The 17907-nt window shown below is 52.2% G+C and carries 18 protein-coding genes and 1 tRNA gene; 11 read left to right on the forward strand and 8 right to left on the reverse strand.

All coding sequences use genetic code 11. The features are described 5' to 3' along the window. The first annotated feature begins 257 nt into the window (after window positions 1-257). The 4 genes from ACTS3T_RS09270 (at window position 258) to ACTS3T_RS09285 (ending at window position 5203) form a co-directional block, all read left to right on the forward strand. Window positions 258-1511, forward strand: coding sequence for an ABC transporter substrate-binding protein (locus ACTS3T_RS09270; RefSeq protein ID WP_377960396.1), 1254 nt, complete (start codon window positions 258-260; stop codon window positions 1509-1511). A gap of 20 nt (window positions 1512-1531) precedes the next feature. Continuing rightward, a complete protein-coding gene (locus ACTS3T_RS09275; protein ID WP_377960394.1) occupies window positions 1532-2401 on the forward strand; it encodes a branched-chain amino acid ABC transporter permease in 870 nt (289 codons plus the stop codon). Between the two features lie 2 nt (window positions 2402-2403). Continuing rightward, a complete protein-coding gene (locus ACTS3T_RS09280) occupies window positions 2404-4869 on the forward strand; it encodes a branched-chain amino acid ABC transporter ATP-binding protein/permease (RefSeq protein ID WP_377960392.1) in 2466 nt (821 codons plus the stop codon). Between the two features lie 262 nt (window positions 4870-5131). Then, window positions 5132-5203, forward strand: a tRNA-Gln gene (locus ACTS3T_RS09285). A gap of 170 nt (window positions 5204-5373) precedes the next feature. Here ACTS3T_RS09285 and ACTS3T_RS09290 read toward each other — a convergent pair. Further along, window positions 5374-5868, reverse strand: coding sequence for a sterol desaturase family protein (locus tag ACTS3T_RS09290; RefSeq protein WP_377960390.1), 495 nt, complete (start codon window positions 5866-5868; stop codon window positions 5374-5376). Window positions 5869-6128: 260 nt separating this feature from the next. Here ACTS3T_RS09290 and tadA point away from each other — a divergent pair, with 260 nt between their 5' ends. From tadA to ACTS3T_RS09310, 4 genes are all read left to right on the forward strand, one after another. After that, the gene (tadA, locus tag ACTS3T_RS09295; protein WP_377960388.1) at window positions 6129-6647 is read left to right on the forward strand and encodes a tRNA adenosine(34) deaminase TadA; all 519 of its coding nucleotides are present in this window, start codon (window positions 6129-6131) and stop codon (window positions 6645-6647) included. A 176-nt stretch (window positions 6648-6823) separates the two neighbouring features. Then, window positions 6824-7552 carry a lysophospholipid acyltransferase family protein gene (locus tag ACTS3T_RS09300; protein WP_377960386.1) on the forward strand — a complete coding sequence of 243 codons (729 nt, stop codon included), beginning with the start codon at window positions 6824-6826 and terminating at the stop codon, window positions 7550-7552. 13 nt (window positions 7553-7565) lie between these two features. Continuing rightward, window positions 7566-7991 carry an NUDIX hydrolase gene (locus tag ACTS3T_RS09305; RefSeq protein WP_377960384.1) on the forward strand — a complete coding sequence of 142 codons (426 nt, stop codon included), beginning with the start codon at window positions 7566-7568 and terminating at the stop codon, window positions 7989-7991. A gap of 6 nt (window positions 7992-7997) precedes the next feature. Beyond that, entirely contained in the window at window positions 7998-8150 is a 153-nt protein-coding gene (locus ACTS3T_RS09310) for a hypothetical protein (protein ID WP_377960382.1), read from the forward strand. A 78-nt stretch (window positions 8151-8228) separates the two neighbouring features. On the opposite strand, the gene ACTS3T_RS09315 is transcribed toward ACTS3T_RS09310, so the two are convergent. The 5 genes from ACTS3T_RS09315 to ACTS3T_RS09335 form a co-directional block, all read right to left on the reverse strand. Beyond that, window positions 8229-9035: a RecB family exonuclease gene (locus ACTS3T_RS09315; RefSeq protein ID WP_377960380.1), complete on the reverse strand. Its 807-nt coding sequence runs from the start codon at window positions 9033-9035 to the stop codon at window positions 8229-8231. Window positions 9036-9118: 83 nt separating this feature from the next. Further along, entirely contained in the window at window positions 9119-10741 is a 1623-nt protein-coding gene (locus ACTS3T_RS09320) for a DHA2 family efflux MFS transporter permease subunit (protein ID WP_377960378.1), read from the reverse strand. 10 nt (window positions 10742-10751) lie between these two features. After that, on the reverse strand, window positions 10752-12164 hold the full coding sequence (locus ACTS3T_RS09325) for an HlyD family secretion protein (protein WP_377960376.1): 1413 nt from the start codon (window positions 12162-12164) through the stop codon (window positions 10752-10754). 96 nt (window positions 12165-12260) lie between these two features. After that, the gene (locus tag ACTS3T_RS09330; protein ID WP_377960374.1) at window positions 12261-12887 is read right to left on the reverse strand and encodes a TetR/AcrR family transcriptional regulator; all 627 of its coding nucleotides are present in this window, start codon (window positions 12885-12887) and stop codon (window positions 12261-12263) included. Window positions 12888-13068: 181 nt separating this feature from the next. Continuing rightward, complete coding sequence (locus tag ACTS3T_RS09335; RefSeq protein WP_377960372.1) at window positions 13069-13710, reverse strand: DNA-3-methyladenine glycosylase family protein; 642 nt, start codon at window positions 13708-13710, stop codon at window positions 13069-13071. A 109-nt stretch (window positions 13711-13819) separates the two neighbouring features. Here ACTS3T_RS09335 and ACTS3T_RS09340 point away from each other — a divergent pair, with 109 nt between their 5' ends. Together ACTS3T_RS09340 and ACTS3T_RS09345 are read left to right on the forward strand one after the other, a co-directional pair. Next, entirely contained in the window at window positions 13820-14209 is a 390-nt protein-coding gene (locus ACTS3T_RS09340; RefSeq protein ID WP_377960370.1) for a 6-pyruvoyl trahydropterin synthase family protein, read from the forward strand. Next, window positions 14196-14816, forward strand: coding sequence for a 7-carboxy-7-deazaguanine synthase QueE (locus ACTS3T_RS09345; RefSeq protein WP_377960368.1), 621 nt, complete (start codon window positions 14196-14198; stop codon window positions 14814-14816). The genes ACTS3T_RS09340 and ACTS3T_RS09345 overlap by 14 nt, the downstream gene beginning before the upstream one ends. A 26-nt stretch (window positions 14817-14842) precedes the next feature. Here ACTS3T_RS09345 and ACTS3T_RS09350 read toward each other — a convergent pair whose 3' ends face one another. Further along, window positions 14843-15454, reverse strand: a complete 612-nt coding sequence (locus tag ACTS3T_RS09350) for a TMEM165/GDT1 family protein (protein ID WP_377960366.1) — start codon at window positions 15452-15454, stop codon at window positions 14843-14845. Window positions 15455-15703: 249 nt separating this feature from the next. Here ACTS3T_RS09350 and ACTS3T_RS09355 point away from each other — a divergent pair, with 249 nt between their 5' ends. Further along, window positions 15704-15850: a hypothetical protein gene (locus ACTS3T_RS09355; RefSeq protein WP_377960364.1), complete on the forward strand. Its 147-nt coding sequence runs from the start codon at window positions 15704-15706 to the stop codon at window positions 15848-15850. Here ACTS3T_RS09355 and ACTS3T_RS09360 read toward each other — a convergent pair. Continuing rightward, a complete protein-coding gene (locus ACTS3T_RS09360; RefSeq protein WP_377960362.1) occupies window positions 15833-17881 on the reverse strand; it encodes a cation:proton antiporter domain-containing protein in 2049 nt (682 codons plus the stop codon). The genes ACTS3T_RS09355 and ACTS3T_RS09360 overlap by 18 nt on opposite strands. Window positions 17882-17907 lie beyond the last annotated feature (26 nt).

Consider the following 17907-nt stretch of genomic DNA (forward strand, 5'->3'; position numbering starts at 1 on the left):
CACTTCAATTGCCAAAAGCCCCTGCCAGAAAAGCTTTCCTTTCGCCCGCTGCCTTAGTTTTCTGCATTTTTACAAAAGCCGACGACCTCTAGTAGCGTTCACACGGTATTGCTTTTAACCATTGCCCCCTCGGTTTACTACTGTTGCCAATTTGCTGGGTTACAGCGGATTTTGTATCTAAACTGTCCTGCCTGAACCAGCCAATAGCTGATAGGGTAAACAGAACATTTCTAATCTAGGGCTTTGGAGTAATCGCCATGACGGGTAAGCAGATACGACGTCGGGATGTTCTTAGGGGAACGGCTGGTTTTGGAGCCGCCCTGCTCATTTCTAAACTGACAGGTTGTACGGCAGCAGAGACGCCTTCTACCGAAGCGGCATCAACCCCTCAAGCAGACTCAACCGCTACGGGTGAACCTGTCAAGATTGGCTTGGTGGCAGCCCTGACCGGGCCTTCAGCCCTTTCTGGCGAAGCGATTACGCGAGGACTGACCATTGCTATTGAAGAAGTTAACCGCAATGGGGGGGTCATGGGGGGACGCCCGTTAGAACTGGTCAGTCGGGACGATGAGTCCACTCCGGCTAAAGGCGTCGCCGCAACTAGAGAGCTCATTGAACAAGAGCAAGTTGCGGTTATTTTTGGCGGCTTAGATTCCCCAGTTTCGCTGGCGATTTTACCAGTTGTTCACGAGTTGCAAACTCCCTACATGGGGGTTTGGGCAGCAGCAACCGGAATTACCCGTAATGATTTTGACCCTAACTATGCGTTTCGCGTTTCTGCTAACGACAATATTGTCGATCGCTTTTTGGTCAAGCATGTCAAAGAAAACTACGAAGCGGTTTCTAAAATTGGCTTACTGCTGATCAACAATCCCTGGGGAGAATCTAACCAAACTGGTTTTGAAGAATGGGCACCGGAATACGATCTAGAAATTGTCGGTATTGAGAAATTTAACGACGCTGAAACTGATATTTCTCCTCAGCTTTCTCGCCTGCAAGAAGCAGGGGCTGAAGCTCTGCTACTGGTGGCCAATGCGGCTCCTGCCGCCCAAGCGATGAAATCTTTAGCGCGGCTAAGCTGGGAGGTGCCAGTTGTTTCTCACTGGGGCGTTTCGGGGGGACGTTTCCCGGAATTAGCGGGACAAGAGGCGGCTGATAAAGTTGTTTTTGTGCAGACCTACAGTTTCTATGGTGAGCAGAGTGCAAAAGGCGAACAGGTTTTAACCAGCCTGAAGGAAAATTTTAACCTCAGCGGCCCCAGCGAAATTCTAGCGCCTGTTGGCACAGCGAACGCCTACGATGCTTTACATTTGACTGCGTTGGCACTAGAAACAGCCGCTTCTACTGAAGGGCCGAAGCTGCGCGAAGCCTTTTTTAACTTGCCGACTTATGAAGGGCTGATCAAAACCTATGAGCAGCCTTTCACCTCAGACAATCACGATGCTCTCAACGAAAACGACTACATTTTGGTGAAGTGGCAAGACAATGAAATCGTTCCGGTAGAGAGTTAGTCGTCAATGGCATTAGCCTGATGTGGCCACAACTAATTATTTCTGGTATTGCCATTGGCAGTATGTATGGCTTGGTAGCCCTTGGATTTCAGCTAACGTTTGCCGTTTCAAAAACGATGAACTTTTCTCAAGGGGCTTCGGTGATGTTGGGGGCGGTTTTGTGTTACGTCTTCAACATCACCTGGGGATGGCCGTTAGGGCTGGCGGTCGCCCTAACGGCGATCGCCTGTATAGGCTTTGGTCTGCTGGTAGAGCGTTTAGCGGTGCGCCCTTTTGCCCAAGCGGGGTCAAATTCCTGGTTATTAACAACGATTGCCATCGGCATTGTAGTTGAAAACTTAGCAATGCTGACCTTTGGCAAAGAGGTGCGAGCCTATCCTTCGCCGCTGGCAGAGGTGCCGTTGCGAATAGGGGGAGTCGGCATTTTTCCGCTGGAGTTGCTGATTCCGGTGGCGGGATTGGCGATCGCTTTGGGCGTACGGTTAATCTTTACGCGATCGCTGTTGGGCAAAGCCCTGCAAGCTGTCAGCGAAAATCAAGATACCGCTCGGCTGATGGGCATTGCCGTTGAACCTATGGTTGCGTTCTCCTATGGCGCAGCGACGCTGTTGGCGGGGCTAGCAGGGATGCTGATTGCACCGATCACTAACGTAGCGGCTACGATGGGAACGCTGCTGGGGCTAAAGGCGTTTGCAACTGCCATTATTGGTGGTTTGGATAACCCCTGGGGGGTGATGGTGGCAGGTATTTTGTACGGCGTTGTTGAAGCGATCGCGGCAGGACTTTTGGGCGGCAGCTACCGAGAAATTGTTGGCTTTGCAGTGGTCATTGTGGCGCTGGCGCTACGCCCCGGTGGACTCTTTGGCCGACAGCAGGTAAACAAGGTGTAAGCATGGGCAGCGGCTTGGGGATACGATTGGGACTGCTCATCGCTGCGATCGCAGCGGCTAGTCTGGCTCCTAATACTTACTATCTGTTTAACTTAGGGATGATTGCCGTCACCACCCTGGTGGGGGTGGGGCTAAATATTTTGGTAGGGCTATCGGGGCAAGTTTCGATTGGTCATGCTGGTTTTTTAGCCATTGGTGCCTACGTTAGCAGCCTGCTGATGCTAAGGCTGAATTGGGCTTTTTGGCCTGCTTTAGGCGTGGCAACTGGCGTAACTGCTCTGGTAGGGGCAGCGCTCTCAGCCCCCACTCAGCGGGTCAAAGGCCCCTACTTGGCAATGGTAACAATCGCTTTCGGCATCATTGTCGAGCAGGTTTTGATTGAGTGGGTGCCGCTGACGGGGGGCTTTGGGGGGCTGAGCGGCATTCCTAAACCAGCGCTGCCGGGGCTAGCCCCCACGCTGCGGCATACGGTGCTGATAGCGTCTGTGTTGGCGCTTTTGGCTGTCATTGGCTTTCAGTACTTTAAACAATCTACCTGGGGGCAGGCATTTCAGGCTGTGCGCGATGATGAGGTAGCCGCCGCCGCCTTGGGGGTTAATCCGGCTAAAATTCGGATTTTGGCTTTTGGCCTTTCTGCCGCTTTAACGGGCGTAGCGGGCGGCTTCTTTGCAGCAGTAATCGGGTTTGTCAGTCCCGATAGTTTTACGTTTCACCGCTCAATTTTGTTTTTGCTGGTGGTGATTTTGGGCGGGTTAGGGTCGGCTGAAGGGCCTTTGGTCGGTGCGGTGATTCTGGTGCTGCTGCCAGAATTGCTCAGCGACTTTGCTGAATATCAGCTCCTTTTTTTTGGTTCTCTGCTGCTTTTGACCCTTTGGCTAGTGCCCAATGGGGTGATGAGTTTTTTTAGCCGTTATGGGCGATCGCTTCAACCCCTTTATCCCCTAGAAGCGCCGCCTGAGATGCCTGCCTTTATTGCCCGCCATCAAACTCACGACTGTTTGCAGGTGAATCGGGTCAGCATTCAATTTGGGGGCGTACGAGCAGTAGACAATGTCAGCCTCCGGGCAGAGCCAGGAACCATTACAGCCGTCATTGGCCCCAATGGAGCTGGCAAAACCACGCTGCTCAACCTGATCAGTGGTTTTTATCAACCCCAAAGTGGCGAAGTTTTGCTAGGCGATCGCCCTTTATCGCAGCTTTCTAGCTCAGAAATTGCCAGTGGCGGCATCAGCCGTACTTTTCAGGCAACCCGGCTATTTAACTCTTTGTCAGTTTTAGAAAATTTGCGGATTGCTCATACAAGCAGGCAGTTGATCTGGTTAGGGCAGGCAGTCAAGCAGCGATCGCCGCTTCAGGCAAAAGATTTTTTAGAACTGCTCGCTTTTGTCGGCTATCGGGGTGATCTGCACACTAAAGCCGCAAACTTGCCCTTTGTGGATCGACGGCTAGTAGAAATAGCCCGCGCTTTGGCTACAGAACCGCAGGTTTTGCTGCTGGATGAACCCGCCGCTGGCTTGAGTAAAGGAGACAAAGAGCGCTTAGCCCAGCTACTTCGGCGGATTGCCAGTAGTGGGCTGAAAGTTATCTTGATCGAACACGACATGGACGTGGTGATGAAGATTTCAGATACGGTCGTGGTGCTAGATAGTGGCCAACTAATTGCTGCTGGCCCCCCGGCGACAGTGCAGCAAGACCCGCTGGTTTTAGAGGCTTACTTAGGTCACGAAGGAGCTGTTGCTAGAAGCGCTCACCCAAGACAGAGCCAGCCTTTACTTCAGGTCAATAACCTGAGTGCTGGTTATGGAGAACTGCGGGTTCTCCATAACATTTCTCTGAGCGTCAATCAAGCCGAACTGGTGGCTGTCATTGGAGCCAATGGCGCTGGCAAAACAACGTTGCTCAAAGCCTTGGTCAATCTCATCCCCACTCAAGCTGGCACAGTAGCGTTTGCTGGCGCTGCTTTGCAACAGGCTAGCCACGAAATGGCTCACTCCGGGATTGTGCTTGTGCCAGAAGGCCGTCAGGTATTTACAGAGCTAACCGTTCAAGATAACTTGCGGCTGGGAGCTTTTAGCCGTCAAGACGAGGGTATCGCTGCAGATATCGATCGTTTGTTAAGGCGCTTTCCCCGCTTGCAGCAGCGCCAACATCAACGCGTTGGTTTGCTTTCAGGCGGTGAGCAACAAATGCTGGCGATCGCCCGTGGTCTGATGGCGCAGCCCAAACTGCTGCTGCTAGATGAACCTTCGCTAGGGCTGGCTCCTAAGCTGGTTGATGAACTCTATCAAATTCTCGCCAGTCTGCGAGATGAAGGCATGACGCTACTCTTAGTCGATCAAATGGCAGCAACCGCTTTAGCCATTGCCGATCGCGCTTATCTGCTAGAAACGGGTACTATCAAACGCTCTGGTTCAGCGGAAACTATGCGACAAGATCCAATTGTGGCTCAGGTCTATTTAGGTCATTAGGCTTTTTTCGCTGCAGTCCCTAGAGTTGAGATACTTAAATGGCTAAAAGCCGCTGCCACAAAACCGTTGACGCTGTTTTCTGCTTTTTGACTGCGGCCTTTAGCTAACCCCTGGGTCATTTCCCGCAAAGACGCCTCTTTTTTCGGAGGCTAAAAAGCCCTGGAAACGATGAAACGGTTTGAAAACCGGGTTTTGAAAAAAAAATTGCTCACTATTGACAATCAATTGCCTAGACCTGTTAATATACAAAAGCCTGATTCGTTGGGGTGTGGCCAAGTGGTAAGGCAGCGGATTTTGGTTCCGCCATTCCTAGGTTCGAATCCTAGCACCCCAGTTGTAGCTTTTCTGCTTTTCTGCAAGCAGTTTTTATTTGGCAAGCACCCATTCCCCTTTTACTCAGCCTGGGGAAAATCAACCCATGGATGCCATTTGGGCTGACAAAAAATCCAAGGGTTGTCCCCCGTTTGCTAGAAGAGGGACGGTTAAAAACGGTTTAAGCCACTTTCAAAGACGCACAGCGTAGCTTTTTTTGAAGCGGCGTAGCAGCTTTAGCCAGTATTGAGCGGGGGTTTCGTAAAAGGTGAAAATATCTCCGTAGGCTAAGTTAGCGTTCTGGTGATGTCGCCAATGTCGTTCAGGAGTAGTGATACACAGCAGCTGACACACTTGCCGAACTCGTGGCGGTGTCTGGTAGCTATCTGAAAATTGGTGCCGCCAGATAACGTGTAGCTCTGCCAAACACAGACCTAACAAAGTACCTTTAGCCGAAATTAGCCACAGCAAAGGCACCCACACCAGATAAGCGGAAAAACTCAAAAAGCCAAAAATTAAAGCGACGGGTTTGCGATTGAGCCAAGCGTAGCGGACGAAGCTGCGGTTAGGGCTATGGTGAACAATAGAGTGATACTTGCCAAAAACGTGTTCGGGAACGTGGTACAAAAACGTGGCGACAAAGTCACCCAGCAGTAGCAGCAAAAGCGCGCTCAAAACAATTTCCATAAAACCTAACTCCTCACAGTTGACTGCACGCTAGCAGCTCAGTGTTAAGCTTTATTTAATTTTTGCTTTAGATTTTGTGATGTGTCCTTTAGCGGTTAGTCGGCTCGGCTCTAGCACCCTTGGCCATGTCAGCATTGCCCAACTTGGCTATTTCTGATGACCCGAGTGTGTTCAATATCCGCCAAATGACCCTATTGCCTTCTCAAGCGGAGCGCTACCCTAAGCCTGAGGTTGTCTGTTGTCTTCTGTAGATAAGAACAATGTCGTTTGAGTTGCCGCCGCCACCGCTAGATAATTCGGTTTATCTAAAGCATCGGCGCTGGATGGTGCGGGCATTGGAGCTGGCGCAACAGGCAGGCGAGGCAGACGAGGTACCCGTTGGCGCGGTTGTCGTTGGCCCCAACAACGAGAAGGTGGCCGAGGCGGCCAATCGTCGCCAGCGTGATCACGATCCGACTGCCCACGCTGAAATTTTGGCTTTGAGGGCAGCAGGCCAAACTTTAAAGACCTGGTATCTCAATCAATGTATCTTGTATGTCACGCTGGAACCCTGTGCCATGTGTGCAGGGGCGATGATACAGGCTCGGTTAGGTCTTTTAGTTTATGGGGCAGATGATTGGAAGGCGGGGGCGGTGAATTCGGTGCTGAATTTACCCGATAGTGCCTGTTCTAACCACCGTCTACCTGTTTTAGCGGGAATTCTAGAAGCGAGCTGTCGTTCACAGCTACAAAACTGGTTTAAACAACATCGCCAACAAGCGTCAAATCCATTAAAATAGGCACTTTTATAGATTTCAAGTCGTCACTAATTTTTTAATGATAGACATGACACCCCCAAAACTGTCCTGGCGATCGCGGTATTTTTAAGCCAACCGTTTTACGGTAAGACTGTAGCTGATTCAGGCTGCTCAGTCTTTCTTGTTCAAAAGCAATGATTGTAACTTTCGAAATAACTATGGTGGACGACTCTAAACAGGAGCAACTAATAATTCAACAGCCCAGTACTTCGCGCCTTTCTCCGTGGCTGACTCCCCTAGCTTATTTCTTAGGCAATCGTGTTTTGATGCCGTTCTACTTTGGTCGCATTAAAGTGACAGGGCAGGAAAATTTGCCGTCACGCGGCCCGGTGATTTTAGCTCCGACCCATCGGGCGAGGTGGGACGCTTTGCTGGTTGCCTATGCGACGGGGCGGGGAGTGACCGGGCGCGACTTGCGCTTTATGGTTACGGCGGATGAAGTCAGAGGACTACAAGGCTGGTTTATCCGACGGCTCGGTGGCTTTGCGATCAATGTTTCTCGGCCTTCGATTACGACGCTGCGACATGGCGTAGATTTGCTGCGTCGGGGAGAAATGATGGTAATTTTCCCAGAGGGAGGTATTTTTCGAGATGAGGAAGTGCATACCCTAAAGCCCGGTTTAGCTCGCATCGCCTTACAGTCTGAGGCGCTAGCTGAGGGGTTAGGGGTCAAGATTCTGCCCATTAGCCTGCATTATGAGCAGCCTCGCCCGCGCTGGGGGAGCCACGTTGAAATTCGGATTGGCAAACCTATTATGGTTGAACCTTATACGCAAGGAACGCCCAAAGTTCAGGCTAAGCGTTTAACCGCAGAACTCAGCGAAGCCTTGCAAAATCTTTCGGCTGGCTACACTGAGCGCCCGCTAGCGATCGCCGTTTCTCGGTAGTTTTGGCTTAAGGATGGCAAAGCGCAAGATTCGACCAATCGCAATTTGTTTATTTCGCCAAGGCGATCGCATTTTGGTTCATGAAGGCTATGACGCCACCAAAGGCGAAGCATTTTGTCGTCCTTTGGGGGGCGGTATTGATTTTGGCGAAACCAGTCAACAGGCGATCGCCCGCGAAATTCAAGAAGAACTGGGCGCTGAAATTACCCACATTCAACTGTTGGGCATTTTAGAATCAATTTTTACTTACAACGGCGAACCCATGCACGAACTGGTGTTTGTCTACGATGCTGAGTTTGTTGATTCGGCCTGGTATCAACAAGAAGCCGTGCAGGTTACAGAAGGCAAGCGACAGTTTGAAGCGCGTTGGCGATCGCTCAGTGAGCTAAGCGGTACTCATATTTGCCTGGTGCCTGAGCAGCTATGGGAACTTTTGTGAGACGTCTTGGCCGCTGAGTCAGCTAGTCAGATTGATGGGGCGGCGGCTAGCCTGCAAAGTGAAGCTGCCATTAACAAAATTTTTGCCCGGTTGAGTCAGGGCGATCGCCTTAGCCAAATTAACTGGCAGGCCAAATCTGAGGCGTTATCTACCGTTTAGTGGCAGGTGGCAACGGCTTGATTAACCAACCAGCAGCTTGTGAGGCGTCGGCAACTGTCCCGGTTTGGCCCCTTACGGCTAGCCCTTGATGCCCAGTGTAAGCTGTAGCTGCGGCGGGGTTCTGGCTTCATCCGGTAAGGCTTGGGGGCAAGCATGAATTGCCGGACAATAGGGACGATAATCACAGCGATCGCACTGATCGCCAGGTTGGGGTTGCCAAGATTGGTCTGCTCTTAGCTGTAGCGCCAGATCGCCAATGAGCTGCTGTACTTGTTTTTTGTGGTCTGGCGTGACTTCAAAGCTAGCCTTTTCGCACGTTCTGAGGTTGATCAAGCTTAAGCGCCCCAGGGCATGACCGTAGCGTTGTTCCAACGCTAGATAATAGAGTCCGAGTTGAACAGAAATTTCCTGGGAAGCTTCAGGGGGGTGAAAAGACTTGCTGGATTTGTAGTCAATTAGCTCTAAGCGGTTGTCGGCTAAAAAATCAAGGCGATCGTAGCGACCGGATAGCTTAAACTCGATGCCCGCCGCTTCTAAATGCCCCTGAATCTTGCCCTCAACAGCTAGGGGTCGCCTGAAGGAACCAGCCGATTGTACAAATGTGGCATAGTAGTGCTGCAAAATCTGCCACCCTTCACTTTGCTGAGCCGGGGTAAGGCGATCGCGCGATCGCGACCAGCAAGCAGCCAGCCACTCCCAATCCGGTAACGGCGTTAGATAATGCCAGTCTTGATAAAACTGAGCCAACGTTTGATGCAAAGCCGTGCCCAAAGCGGCAGTGCCAAAAGCGGTTCCGGTCTGCAAGCCGCGCTCATATCTAAAGTAATAAGCCTGCGGGCAGCGACGATAAGACTGTAATTTGGTCGCCGAAAGAAAATAAGCCATGTGCTCAAAAGCGTAGAGGCCTCGGCCCTGATTGTATAGCCTTGCTGAATAGACCGACAATTACGACAATGCGGCGGTTCGCTCTAGTGCCCGACGGGAGCCTTTGCCCCTGCGCCTCCCTTGCCCAAAAATAGCAAAAGTGGCAGCGAACAAAGAAAGACGACGCCGACAAACCGGAAGATATCGGCATAAGACAACACCGCCGCTTGCAGATTTACGGTTTGGCTCAGCGCCGCTAGCGCCTGTTGCTGAGCCGTAACGCTATCGGCCCCCCCTGATTGAAACAAGCCTGTAAGCGACTCTAGCCGTTGGGTAGTTTGCAAATCATAGGGGGTAAGTTTTGCCAGCAATATAGCTCGGTGAAACGCTTCTCGCTGCGCCAGTAGCGTGGTCAAAATTGCAATCCCAACACTACCCCCCAACTGCCGGGTTAAGTTGTAAAAGCCTGACCCAGCAGAAACCTCCCGCGTGGGCAAACCGCCTAGCGTGGCCAAACTCAGCGGCAAAAACATTAAAACCGTCGTAGCCCCGCGCCAAACCAGCGGCCAAAACAAATCGTCGGTACCTGACTGGGGCGTAATTTGAGCCAGATTAAACATCACCAAGCTGGTGCCAATCGCCCCCAAGCCGACCAAAATGCGTGCGTCTACCTGGGTAGAAAGCTTGCCCAACAACACCATAACGATGGCCGAAGCCAAAGCGCCCGGTGCGAGTAACAGCCCGGTTTGTGTAGCCGAAAATCCCAAAACCCCCTGAGCAAATAGCGGAATAGCAAACAACGCCCCGTACAGCCCCATGCCCAAAATGCCGGAGTAAAGGCTACCTGCAGCCAGAGCGCGGTACCGAAGTACCCGCAGCTCAACTGCCGGATTACGGACGCTGAGTTCACGCCAGACAAAGCAGACCAAACCGACGACTGCCGCGATCGCCAAAACAGTTATTAACCCCGATTCAAACCAGTCGTTTTTTTCACCTTCTTCTAACAGGGTTTGTAAACTGCCAACCGCCACAATCAGCAGGCCAATTCCCCACCAATCGACTTTAGTACGCCGCCGCGATCGCCGTTTAACATCGGGGCGCAAAAACAGCAGCGCCATCACCACAGCAGCAATGCCAATGGGCAGATTGATAAAGAAAATCCAACGCCAGCCCAGCGTATCGGTTAAGTAGCCGCCCAGTGTTGGGCCAATTGCAGGGCCAGCAATCACCCCCACCCCAAACACCGCTTGCGCCACCCCCTGCTCGGCTGGCGGAAACGTCTCAAACAAAATCGCCTGCGATTTTGCCAGCAAGCCCCCGCCACACAGCCCTTGCAAAATCCGCGCGATCACCAGCATTGGCAAGTTCACCGCAAAGCCACACAGCACTGAGGCGACCGTAAAGCCCACCATCGAAAAGACAAAATAGGCTTTCTTGCCAAATACGTCTCCCAACCAGGCCGACAGCGGAATCAGTATGACATTGGCGATCGCATATCCGGTCACCACCCAGCCTACTTCGCTAACGGTAGCTCCCAAGGTGGCTTGAATATCGGTGAGCGCCACGTTAACGATGCTGGTGTCAATTACTTCTAAAATCGCCCCTAAAGAAGCGGTGAGGGCGATCGCCCATTTGAGTGAGCCTTGCACATACCCCCCTGAGGGATCGAGTGACGCCTCAGGGGAAGGGTTTAAGTTTGAACGAGACGAACGGTCAACATGAGTCATGACGAGAAAATTAAGGAGTAGCGTTCGTCGAGGCTGTTTGAGGGGGAGTAATTTCGGTAGTATCCACCGTGACGGTGACGTTTAAGCCGGGGCGCAGCTTGTGCTGCGGATCAGCGCTGCCGTCAAATACCAGACGCACAGGTACCCACTGCACCACCTTGTTAAAATTACCTGTGGCATTATCAGGCGGTAGCAAGGCATAGCTTGACCCAGTCGCAGGGCTAATGCCTGCCACCGTTGCCGCAAACGTCTCACCCGGATAGGCATCAACTTCAACCTCAGCCTGTTCACCTGGTTGCAGTCTGCCTAAAGCGGTTTCTTTGAAGTTAGCTTCCACGTACACCTCGTCTGTTTGCAACGGCACCACCGCCAGCAGGGGTTGCCCTGCCTGCATTTTTTGCCCCACCTGGGCGGTAAGCTGGCCGACATAACCGCTAATGGGCGCTTTGATGGTTGTATAGGTAAGCTGCTGCTGAGCTAAAGCCAGGGCTGCGGTGGCCTGCTCTACTTCAGCTTCAGCCTGCTGCCGTTGGTCTTGCTGGACGGTAACCGTTTGTCCGGCTACCTGAGTTTCTTGCACCTGGCCTCTGGCGGCAGTGGCTTCGGCTAAACTGCTTTGGCGTTGCGCTTGAGCGCTGGCAATTTCAGCTTGAGCTTGATTAACCTGTTGGCTGGCTGCCGTTAAATTGGCCTGGGCGGTTTGGTAGGCGGCTTGGGCGGTGTCTCGCTGTTGGGCAGAGATAGCGCCTGCCTGATAGAGCGATTCATAGCGTTGGTAATCCGTTTGTGTCCTTTGCAACTCAGTTTGAGCCTGCACGACAGCAGCTTGTTGGGCTTCGAGTTGGGCTTGGGCTTGGGTGACTGCCGCAGCGGCTGTGTCAGTAGCCGATAGACTAGCCGCTAGTTTGGCTTGAGACTGTTGTACCTGAGCGGCGTTGGTTTGGGTGGTGACAGCAATCGTATCGGTAGCGCTAGCAAGTTGAGCCTGAGCGCTGGCTAAAGCTGCTTGGGCGGCTTGCACTTTAAGCTGTAAGTCTTGATCTTCAAGGATAAGGAGCGTCTGACCCGCTTCAACGTAGTCTCCCTCTTTTACCAAAACTTGCTGCACTGTGGCTGGGATTTTGGCCGAAATGGGAGAAAGATGACCTTCAATTTGAGCGTTGTCAGTGCTGACGTGGGTTTGCTGAAACTGCCACCAACGTCCGCCAAAAATTGCGCCCACCGTCAAAACCGCTAAGCCACCCAGAATAAACAAAAGGCGTTGTTTGTTCTTTTTGGCGGCAGGTACGTTATCGGCGTCGCTGGCTTCGACAAAATCGACCTCATCAGGGGAGGCTAGCTGTCCGTTGGCGTCGGGGTCTATTCGTGCCCTTAATTCAGTTTCTGGCTCTTTGGTAGGTTGGCGAGATTGGGTCTGAGTCATGGTAAAGATGAAAATAAATAGTGGCAGAAGATTGAGGTGATCGGGGCAAACTTAGCCGTTGAGCCAAGCTGGATGAGAAAGCGGCTGTTTAAGTTTTTAAGAAGCTGGCCGAGAAGGAGTTATGGCTGCACTAATGCCATTGACGAACAGGTCTACGCACCCGCTAACGTAGCGATCGCGGTCATACCCCCGTTCAACCGGCACTACATGACGCCGCAACATGCCAGCCAGCAACATGCCCGTAAATTGATCTACAGCTAAAAACACATCTACATCAGCCCGCACGCTGCCTCGCTCAACACAACCGCGCAGATAGGCAATCAGCTTTTCCCGCAGAGGTAGAAAATACTGGCGCAAAACCTGTAGCGACTCGTCAGGGTGGCGCTTGGCTTCACCAATAAACATGCGTAACAGGGCTTCGTGTTCTTCTAGCATGGTGTCGTGTAGCTGGGCATAGGCCAACAAGTCGCGCCGCAAGTCTTGAGTCCATTCGTCTTGGTGGGTGAGGGCTTCTGACTGGAGCGCTGTAATGTGGGCGGCAACAGCCGCTAACAACTGGTCTTTACTTTGGAAATGGCGAAACAAGGTAACTTCGCTGACTTCAGCTACCTGAGCAATTTCCCGTGTGGTTGCGCCGACAATGCCCTCAGTAGAAAAAACGGCGATCGCCGCTTTCAGCAAACGTTCTCTGGTTTTAGCGGCTCTACGACTTGTCTGACCCATAACTAATTGCCAAAGTTGTGTAAGTGCTTACTTACATTTTAAGGTACATCGGCCCTAAGCAGATGGGTTCAGTCGATGGAGTGATTTCTGCCCGCCAATTACCCCCAAAAGATGACGGCTGTTAAGGGGTTAGTTGTTTGTCTGAATCGGGTTTAACCTTTGACCTCACCCCGTTTAAGCTTTAAAGCCAGTCGGCCAATAGATTGGCGTGTTCTGAACCGCGACTGCACCACAGGTAAAGAGCGGCGGTGGTTTTATAAGGACTCCAGCCAGCGCCAATGGCGGCTACAGCCGGGGGCGTCGGCAGCGCCGGGAGGCGATACAAGTCTCGAATGGCGGCACGGATGCCAAGATCGCCGCTGGGTAAAATGTCAGGCCGCTGAAAATAGAAAATTAAGCACATCTGCGCTGTCCACTGCCCCACGCCTTTGATCTGGGTTAAAGCTTGGACAATAGCGTCGTCGCTTGCCTCGCGGAGGCTAGCTTCAACCAACTGCCCCGCTGCGGTTTTGGCGGCTACCGCTTTGAGATAGGTAATCTTAGCAAACGACAGCCCGACCTGCCTCAGGTCAGCTTCAGCGGTTTCTAAAATACGTTCAGCCGTGGGAAACGGGGTTTCTGGATAAAGTCCGAGAAAGCGTTGATAGACTGCATTGGCCGACTTAACCGAAATTGACTGATAAATAATAGAAGTCACCAAAGAAGCCAGCAGATTGGGTTGTCTGCGAGTGCCTTGAAAAGACAACAAGCCAAACTGCTCAACCAGTTTGGCCATGACAATATCAACTTGCCGTAAATGATCGGCTGCCTTGGCCGCTTGCATAAATCCAAAATCTTTTAGCTGGGTTTTGTCGATTAGCTAACGGCAGACGCTGGCGCTAGGATTGGCAGGATGCGCTAGGCTAATAAATGCCATTTTGCCAGAAGAGTTCATGCCTAAGTGGACGCTCACAACTGAGTTTAAATTTGAAGCTGCTCACTACATCAAAAATTATGATGGCCCTTGCGGACGCCTCCATGGGCATAGCTACCGGGTGCGGATTGAAGCGATCGCCCATCGGCTGCAGGCTTCCCAGTATTGCCCTAACCCGGTAATGGTGGCGGATTTTCGCAGTCTGCGGTGGGCAAAGCGAGATGTACTCAAAGGTGGCCTTGACCACTGTGTTTTGAACGAAGTGCTGCCCGAAGCTTACGAAACCACAGCCGAAATGATTGCCCAATACATCCACGACAAAACCAAAAAGCAGCTACCTGAAGGAGTCAAGCTGAAAGTCGCTGTTTCTGAAACCGCCGACAGTTGGGCTACTTATGAAGACGATTGAAGCCACGCAAACCACCCTCTACCCGGTTGTAGAAGTTTTTCATTCCCTCCAGGGAGAAGGCGTTTGGAGTGGTACCAGTGCCTGGTTTATTCGCTTAGGCGGCTGTGATGTGGGCTGCTGGTTTTGTGATACCAAAGCTTCTTGGAACTCCAGACGCCACCCTCAACAAACGGTGCAGCAAATTACTCAAACGGCTGCGGCTGCGGCTGCCAAAATTGTGGTGATTACAGGGGGTGAACCGCTGCTGCACGATCTAGCCCCGCTGAGCGCTTCGCTACAGGCTCACAACCTCAAAGTTCATCTGGAAACATCGGGTGCCCACCCGTTGAGTGGTCGCTTTGACTGGGTAACTTGCTCACCCAAGCCGTTTAAGCCGCCCCATGCCAGTGTTTATCCCCACGTTGACGAACTCAAAGTGGTGATCAGCCAGCCAGCCGATTTCACCTGGGCTGAGCAGCAAGCGATCGCGGTGCCCCCTACAGCCGTTAAGCTATTGCAGCCAGAGTGGGGCACACCTGAGAGCGCTCAGCTTGTTTTTGACTATGTGCGCTGTCATCCTGACTGGCGGCTGAGTTTGCAAACGCACAAATTTTTAGGCATCCAATAAAGCTCAGCCATTGGCAGAAAGCGGGTTTATGGTTCTAACGCCGCCACCAGGCCAAAAATCAAAAACAATACCCCGCCCGCTGTGGTCAGCCAGCGCTCTGACAGCCGACCCGCAACAAACTTACCGCTGACAACAGCGATCGCCGCACAAATGGCATGACCCAAGGTAGCACCCAGGGTAATGCCGACGGGGTGGTTCGCTGCTGCCAGGGTAATAGTGGCAATTTGGGTGCGATCGCCCCACTCTGCCACAAACGTTAGCAAAAAAGCTTCCGTCAAAACCGAACTGACAGACCATTGGGTTATATGCTGCTCTTGGCGGTTAACCGTTTCCAGCGCTTCTGCTTGCTCGTGAGCCAACCCTTGATCTTTCATACGGCTAGCGTCGTACAGCAGCTTCAGCCCAAACCCTAAAAACAAGGCTACAGCCGCCCACTGCACATAATGCGGCGGCAAAAACGTAGCTACCTGCCCTAGCAGCACCGACAAAAGCGTCATCACAAACAGCGCTGCCGTCACGCCCAAAAAGACCCAGCGCCGGGGATGGCGCATTGCTAAAATCGCGCCGATAAAGAAAGTTTTATCGCCGAGTTCTGAAATTGAAATCAGTAACAATCCAGCCGTAAACCCAGTCAACATAGAGGTTTGCTCATTCAGTAATGGAGTGACTGAGTGAGCTTGATGAATTGCCCAAAGACCTCACCAAGCCCACGTCAGAAATGGACTTAGTGAAGGTCTCGCTTGCAAACTTGTCAAAGTTTCAGTTCACCACCTGAACCAGGCTTATCGCCAGTATGTTGATTCAGGCAATCGGGCGATCGCCGCCCTAAAGCTACTCCCCTTCGCTTCTCCCGAGAATATTACAGAAAGGAGGCAAAATCAACAGGTATGGCTAAAGGCAGCGAGCAGAAGAAACGGTTTTCTGGCAGCGGCTGGCAACTATTAAAGTGTCTCAACGCTGGTGGCTACAGCGATATCGCCATTCCAGGCTTGGCTGTTCAGCGCTTCAAAGCGCTTTTAAGGAGAAGAAAATAGCACCGTAGAACAGGTAAGCCGCTGCATCAACGATAGCACCAGGTCATCTAGCGTTAAACCGCCTGCGGTATAAGCGCGTGAGTCAGTCAGCATGACGACATCAAAAGACTGTGACATGCGCAAAATAGCCGTAGCGGCGTCTGCATGAAAAATAACCTTGAGTTTGCTGGTGGCAGAGAGAGGCTGAAAAGTCAGCGACTGCCGTAGTTGCTGCCTGAATTCTTGCCGTTTGGTTTGAGGGGTAGCAGGTGGACAAATCTGTAGCAGCGTTACACTCCCTTGATTGACGGCGGCTAGCTGCTGAGCCAGCGTCACCAATTGCAGACTGGGCGGTAGCAAATCCCAAATGGCGACCAGAATGCGCTTGAGGCGGCGAGGCGAGGTTTGCAGCCGCATAACGGCAACCGGGCAGTGACTGGTTCTAAACACCTGATCGACCACGTTACCCAGCAGGCGTGCCTGTAGCGTGGTCATATCGCCGTAACCCATAAGAATTAACCGGGCATTTTGTTCTCTAGCGGCATAGCAGATGCCCAAAGCGACATCGTTATCAATTCTGAGGATGGGGGCTGTTTCTCGCCCTAAAGTGAGGCTAATATCAGCCGCTTGCTTGAGTAGCTGCCGATTGCGCCAGAGAATCTCGGTGAGCTGATTTTCTTGTAGGTGGGTAGCAGCCTGCGCGATCGCGAGGGGTACAATTTTTTCGCTACCGTTTTGAGCCAGCAGCGCCGCCATCTCAATGAGATAAGGTTCTGTAATGGGATTGTGAACAGGCACCAGAATTGAGCGTTCAGTCTCCTCAAGGCTGCCATAGGCTTCGTTAGCGCTGGCGGGTTCTGGCGTTTGGGCGTCGGTTAACGGTATCTGGCTGGCAAAGCGCTGAGTCAACACTGGCCCCAACACTGAGGTCACCAGCATTAGCACAATCACGCTGTTAAAAACCGACTCTGATAGCAAACCCACTTGCAACCCGACCAAAGCGGCTGCCAGCGTTGCCGCCACCTGCGGCAGCGACAGTGACCACATGGTCAGGGTTTCGAGCCAGCTATAGCGATAAAGGCTTTTAATCACGAACGCGGCTAAAAATTTGCTGCCAATTAATCCCGTCACCACTGCGGCCACCAGCAGCAGTTCGCTGAGCAAAGTGCGGGTAAAGACGGGCAGATTGATCAGCAGCCCCATAGCGACAAAGAAAAAGGGAATAAACAGCACTGCGCCGACAAATTCTACTTTTTCTTTAACGGCTCCCCGACCCACCACATCGTTGACGGCTAAGCCCGCTAAAAAGGCTCCCACAATGTTTTCGGTATGAACCACCTGGGCACCGACTGCGGCCAAAAACAAAGCTAGCAAAACAAACAAAAACTGGTTGCCTTCGTCGTTGCCAGTGCGGCGAAAGTATTCTCGCCCCAGCCAGTCTAGGCCAAACAAGACCGCTACGGCATAGAGGGCTAATCCGCCTAGCTGTAGTGGTAGGCTGTACCAGGAAAATTCCCCTTGATGGATGGAGACACAAACGGCTAAAACCATCAAGGCGCTAATGTCGGTAAAAATGGTGGCTCCTACCGTGACGGTCACGGCTTCGTTGCGCACGACCCCTAAACGCTGCACCAGCGGATAGGCCAATAAGGTATGGGACGCAAACAAAGAGCCAATCAAAATTGAGGCATTCCAGCCGAAGCCAAAAACCTGTCCGACCAGAGTGCCAATCGCCAGGGGTACTAAAAAGGTAGCCAGACCAAAACTCAGGGAGCGATCGCGGGTTTTGCGAAACGCCTGCATGTTGATTTCTAAACCCGCCACAAACATCAGGTAAATTTTGCCAATGTCTGAGAGCAATTTGATCGTTTCGCTGTTGGGATCCAGCAGCCGCAGCCCGTATGGCCCTAAAACGACACCCGCCATCAGCAAGCCGACTAACCCCGGCAGCCGAAAACGCTCAAACAGGGGTGGCACTGTCAAGCTGACGAGTAGCAAGATGGTGAAAGAAACAATCGGGTTGGCTGCCAACCAGACAGGAAGCTGTTCCATTAATTCAAGACTCCGGAAGACACGCG

It is taken from the genome of Almyronema sp., assembly GCF_052168255.1.
GTDB lineage: Bacteria > Cyanobacteriota > Cyanobacteriia > Phormidesmidales > Phormidesmidaceae > Sphaerothrix > Sphaerothrix epifaneia.

Excerpts from the sequence above, each read along its gene's own strand:
- ACTS3T_RS09315 (WP_377960380.1), bottom strand. The coding sequence starts at position 9,035 with ATGGCTTATTTTCTTTCGGCGACCAAATTACAGTCTTATCGTCGCTGC.
- ACTS3T_RS09325 (WP_377960376.1), bottom strand. The coding sequence starts at position 12,164 with ATGACTCAGACCCAATCTCGCCAACCTACCAAAGAGCCAGAAACTGAA.
- ACTS3T_RS09275 (WP_377960394.1), top strand. The coding sequence starts at position 1,532 with ATGTGGCCACAACTAATTATTTCTGGTATTGCCATTGGCAGTATGTAT.
- ACTS3T_RS09305 (WP_377960384.1), top strand. The coding sequence starts at position 7,566 with ATGGCAAAGCGCAAGATTCGACCAATCGCAATTTGTTTATTTCGCCAA.
- ACTS3T_RS09290 (WP_377960390.1), bottom strand. The coding sequence starts at position 5,868 with ATGGAAATTGTTTTGAGCGCGCTTTTGCTGCTACTGCTGGGTGACTTT.
- ACTS3T_RS09335 (WP_377960372.1), bottom strand. The coding sequence starts at position 13,710 with ATGCAAGCGGCCAAGGCAGCCGATCATTTACGGCAAGTTGATATTGTC.
- ACTS3T_RS09270 (WP_377960396.1), top strand. The coding sequence starts at position 258 with ATGACGGGTAAGCAGATACGACGTCGGGATGTTCTTAGGGGAACGGCT.
- ACTS3T_RS09300 (WP_377960386.1), top strand. The coding sequence starts at position 6,824 with ATGGTGGACGACTCTAAACAGGAGCAACTAATAATTCAACAGCCCAGT.
- ACTS3T_RS09350 (WP_377960366.1), bottom strand. The coding sequence starts at position 15,454 with ATGTTGACTGGGTTTACGGCTGGATTGTTACTGATTTCAATTTCAGAA.
- ACTS3T_RS09340 (WP_377960370.1), top strand. The coding sequence starts at position 13,820 with ATGCCTAAGTGGACGCTCACAACTGAGTTTAAATTTGAAGCTGCTCAC.
- ACTS3T_RS09280 (WP_377960392.1), top strand. The coding sequence starts at position 2,404 with ATGGGCAGCGGCTTGGGGATACGATTGGGACTGCTCATCGCTGCGATC.
- ACTS3T_RS09345 (WP_377960368.1), top strand. The coding sequence starts at position 14,196 with ATGAAGACGATTGAAGCCACGCAAACCACCCTCTACCCGGTTGTAGAA.
- tadA (WP_377960388.1), top strand. The coding sequence starts at position 6,129 with ATGTCGTTTGAGTTGCCGCCGCCACCGCTAGATAATTCGGTTTATCTA.
- ACTS3T_RS09330 (WP_377960374.1), bottom strand. The coding sequence starts at position 12,887 with ATGGGTCAGACAAGTCGTAGAGCCGCTAAAACCAGAGAACGTTTGCTG.
- ACTS3T_RS09355 (WP_377960364.1), top strand. The coding sequence starts at position 15,704 with ATGGCTAAAGGCAGCGAGCAGAAGAAACGGTTTTCTGGCAGCGGCTGG.
- ACTS3T_RS09360 (WP_377960362.1), bottom strand. The coding sequence starts at position 17,881 with ATGGAACAGCTTCCTGTCTGGTTGGCAGCCAACCCGATTGTTTCTTTC.
- ACTS3T_RS09320 (WP_377960378.1), bottom strand. The coding sequence starts at position 10,741 with ATGACTCATGTTGACCGTTCGTCTCGTTCAAACTTAAACCCTTCCCCT.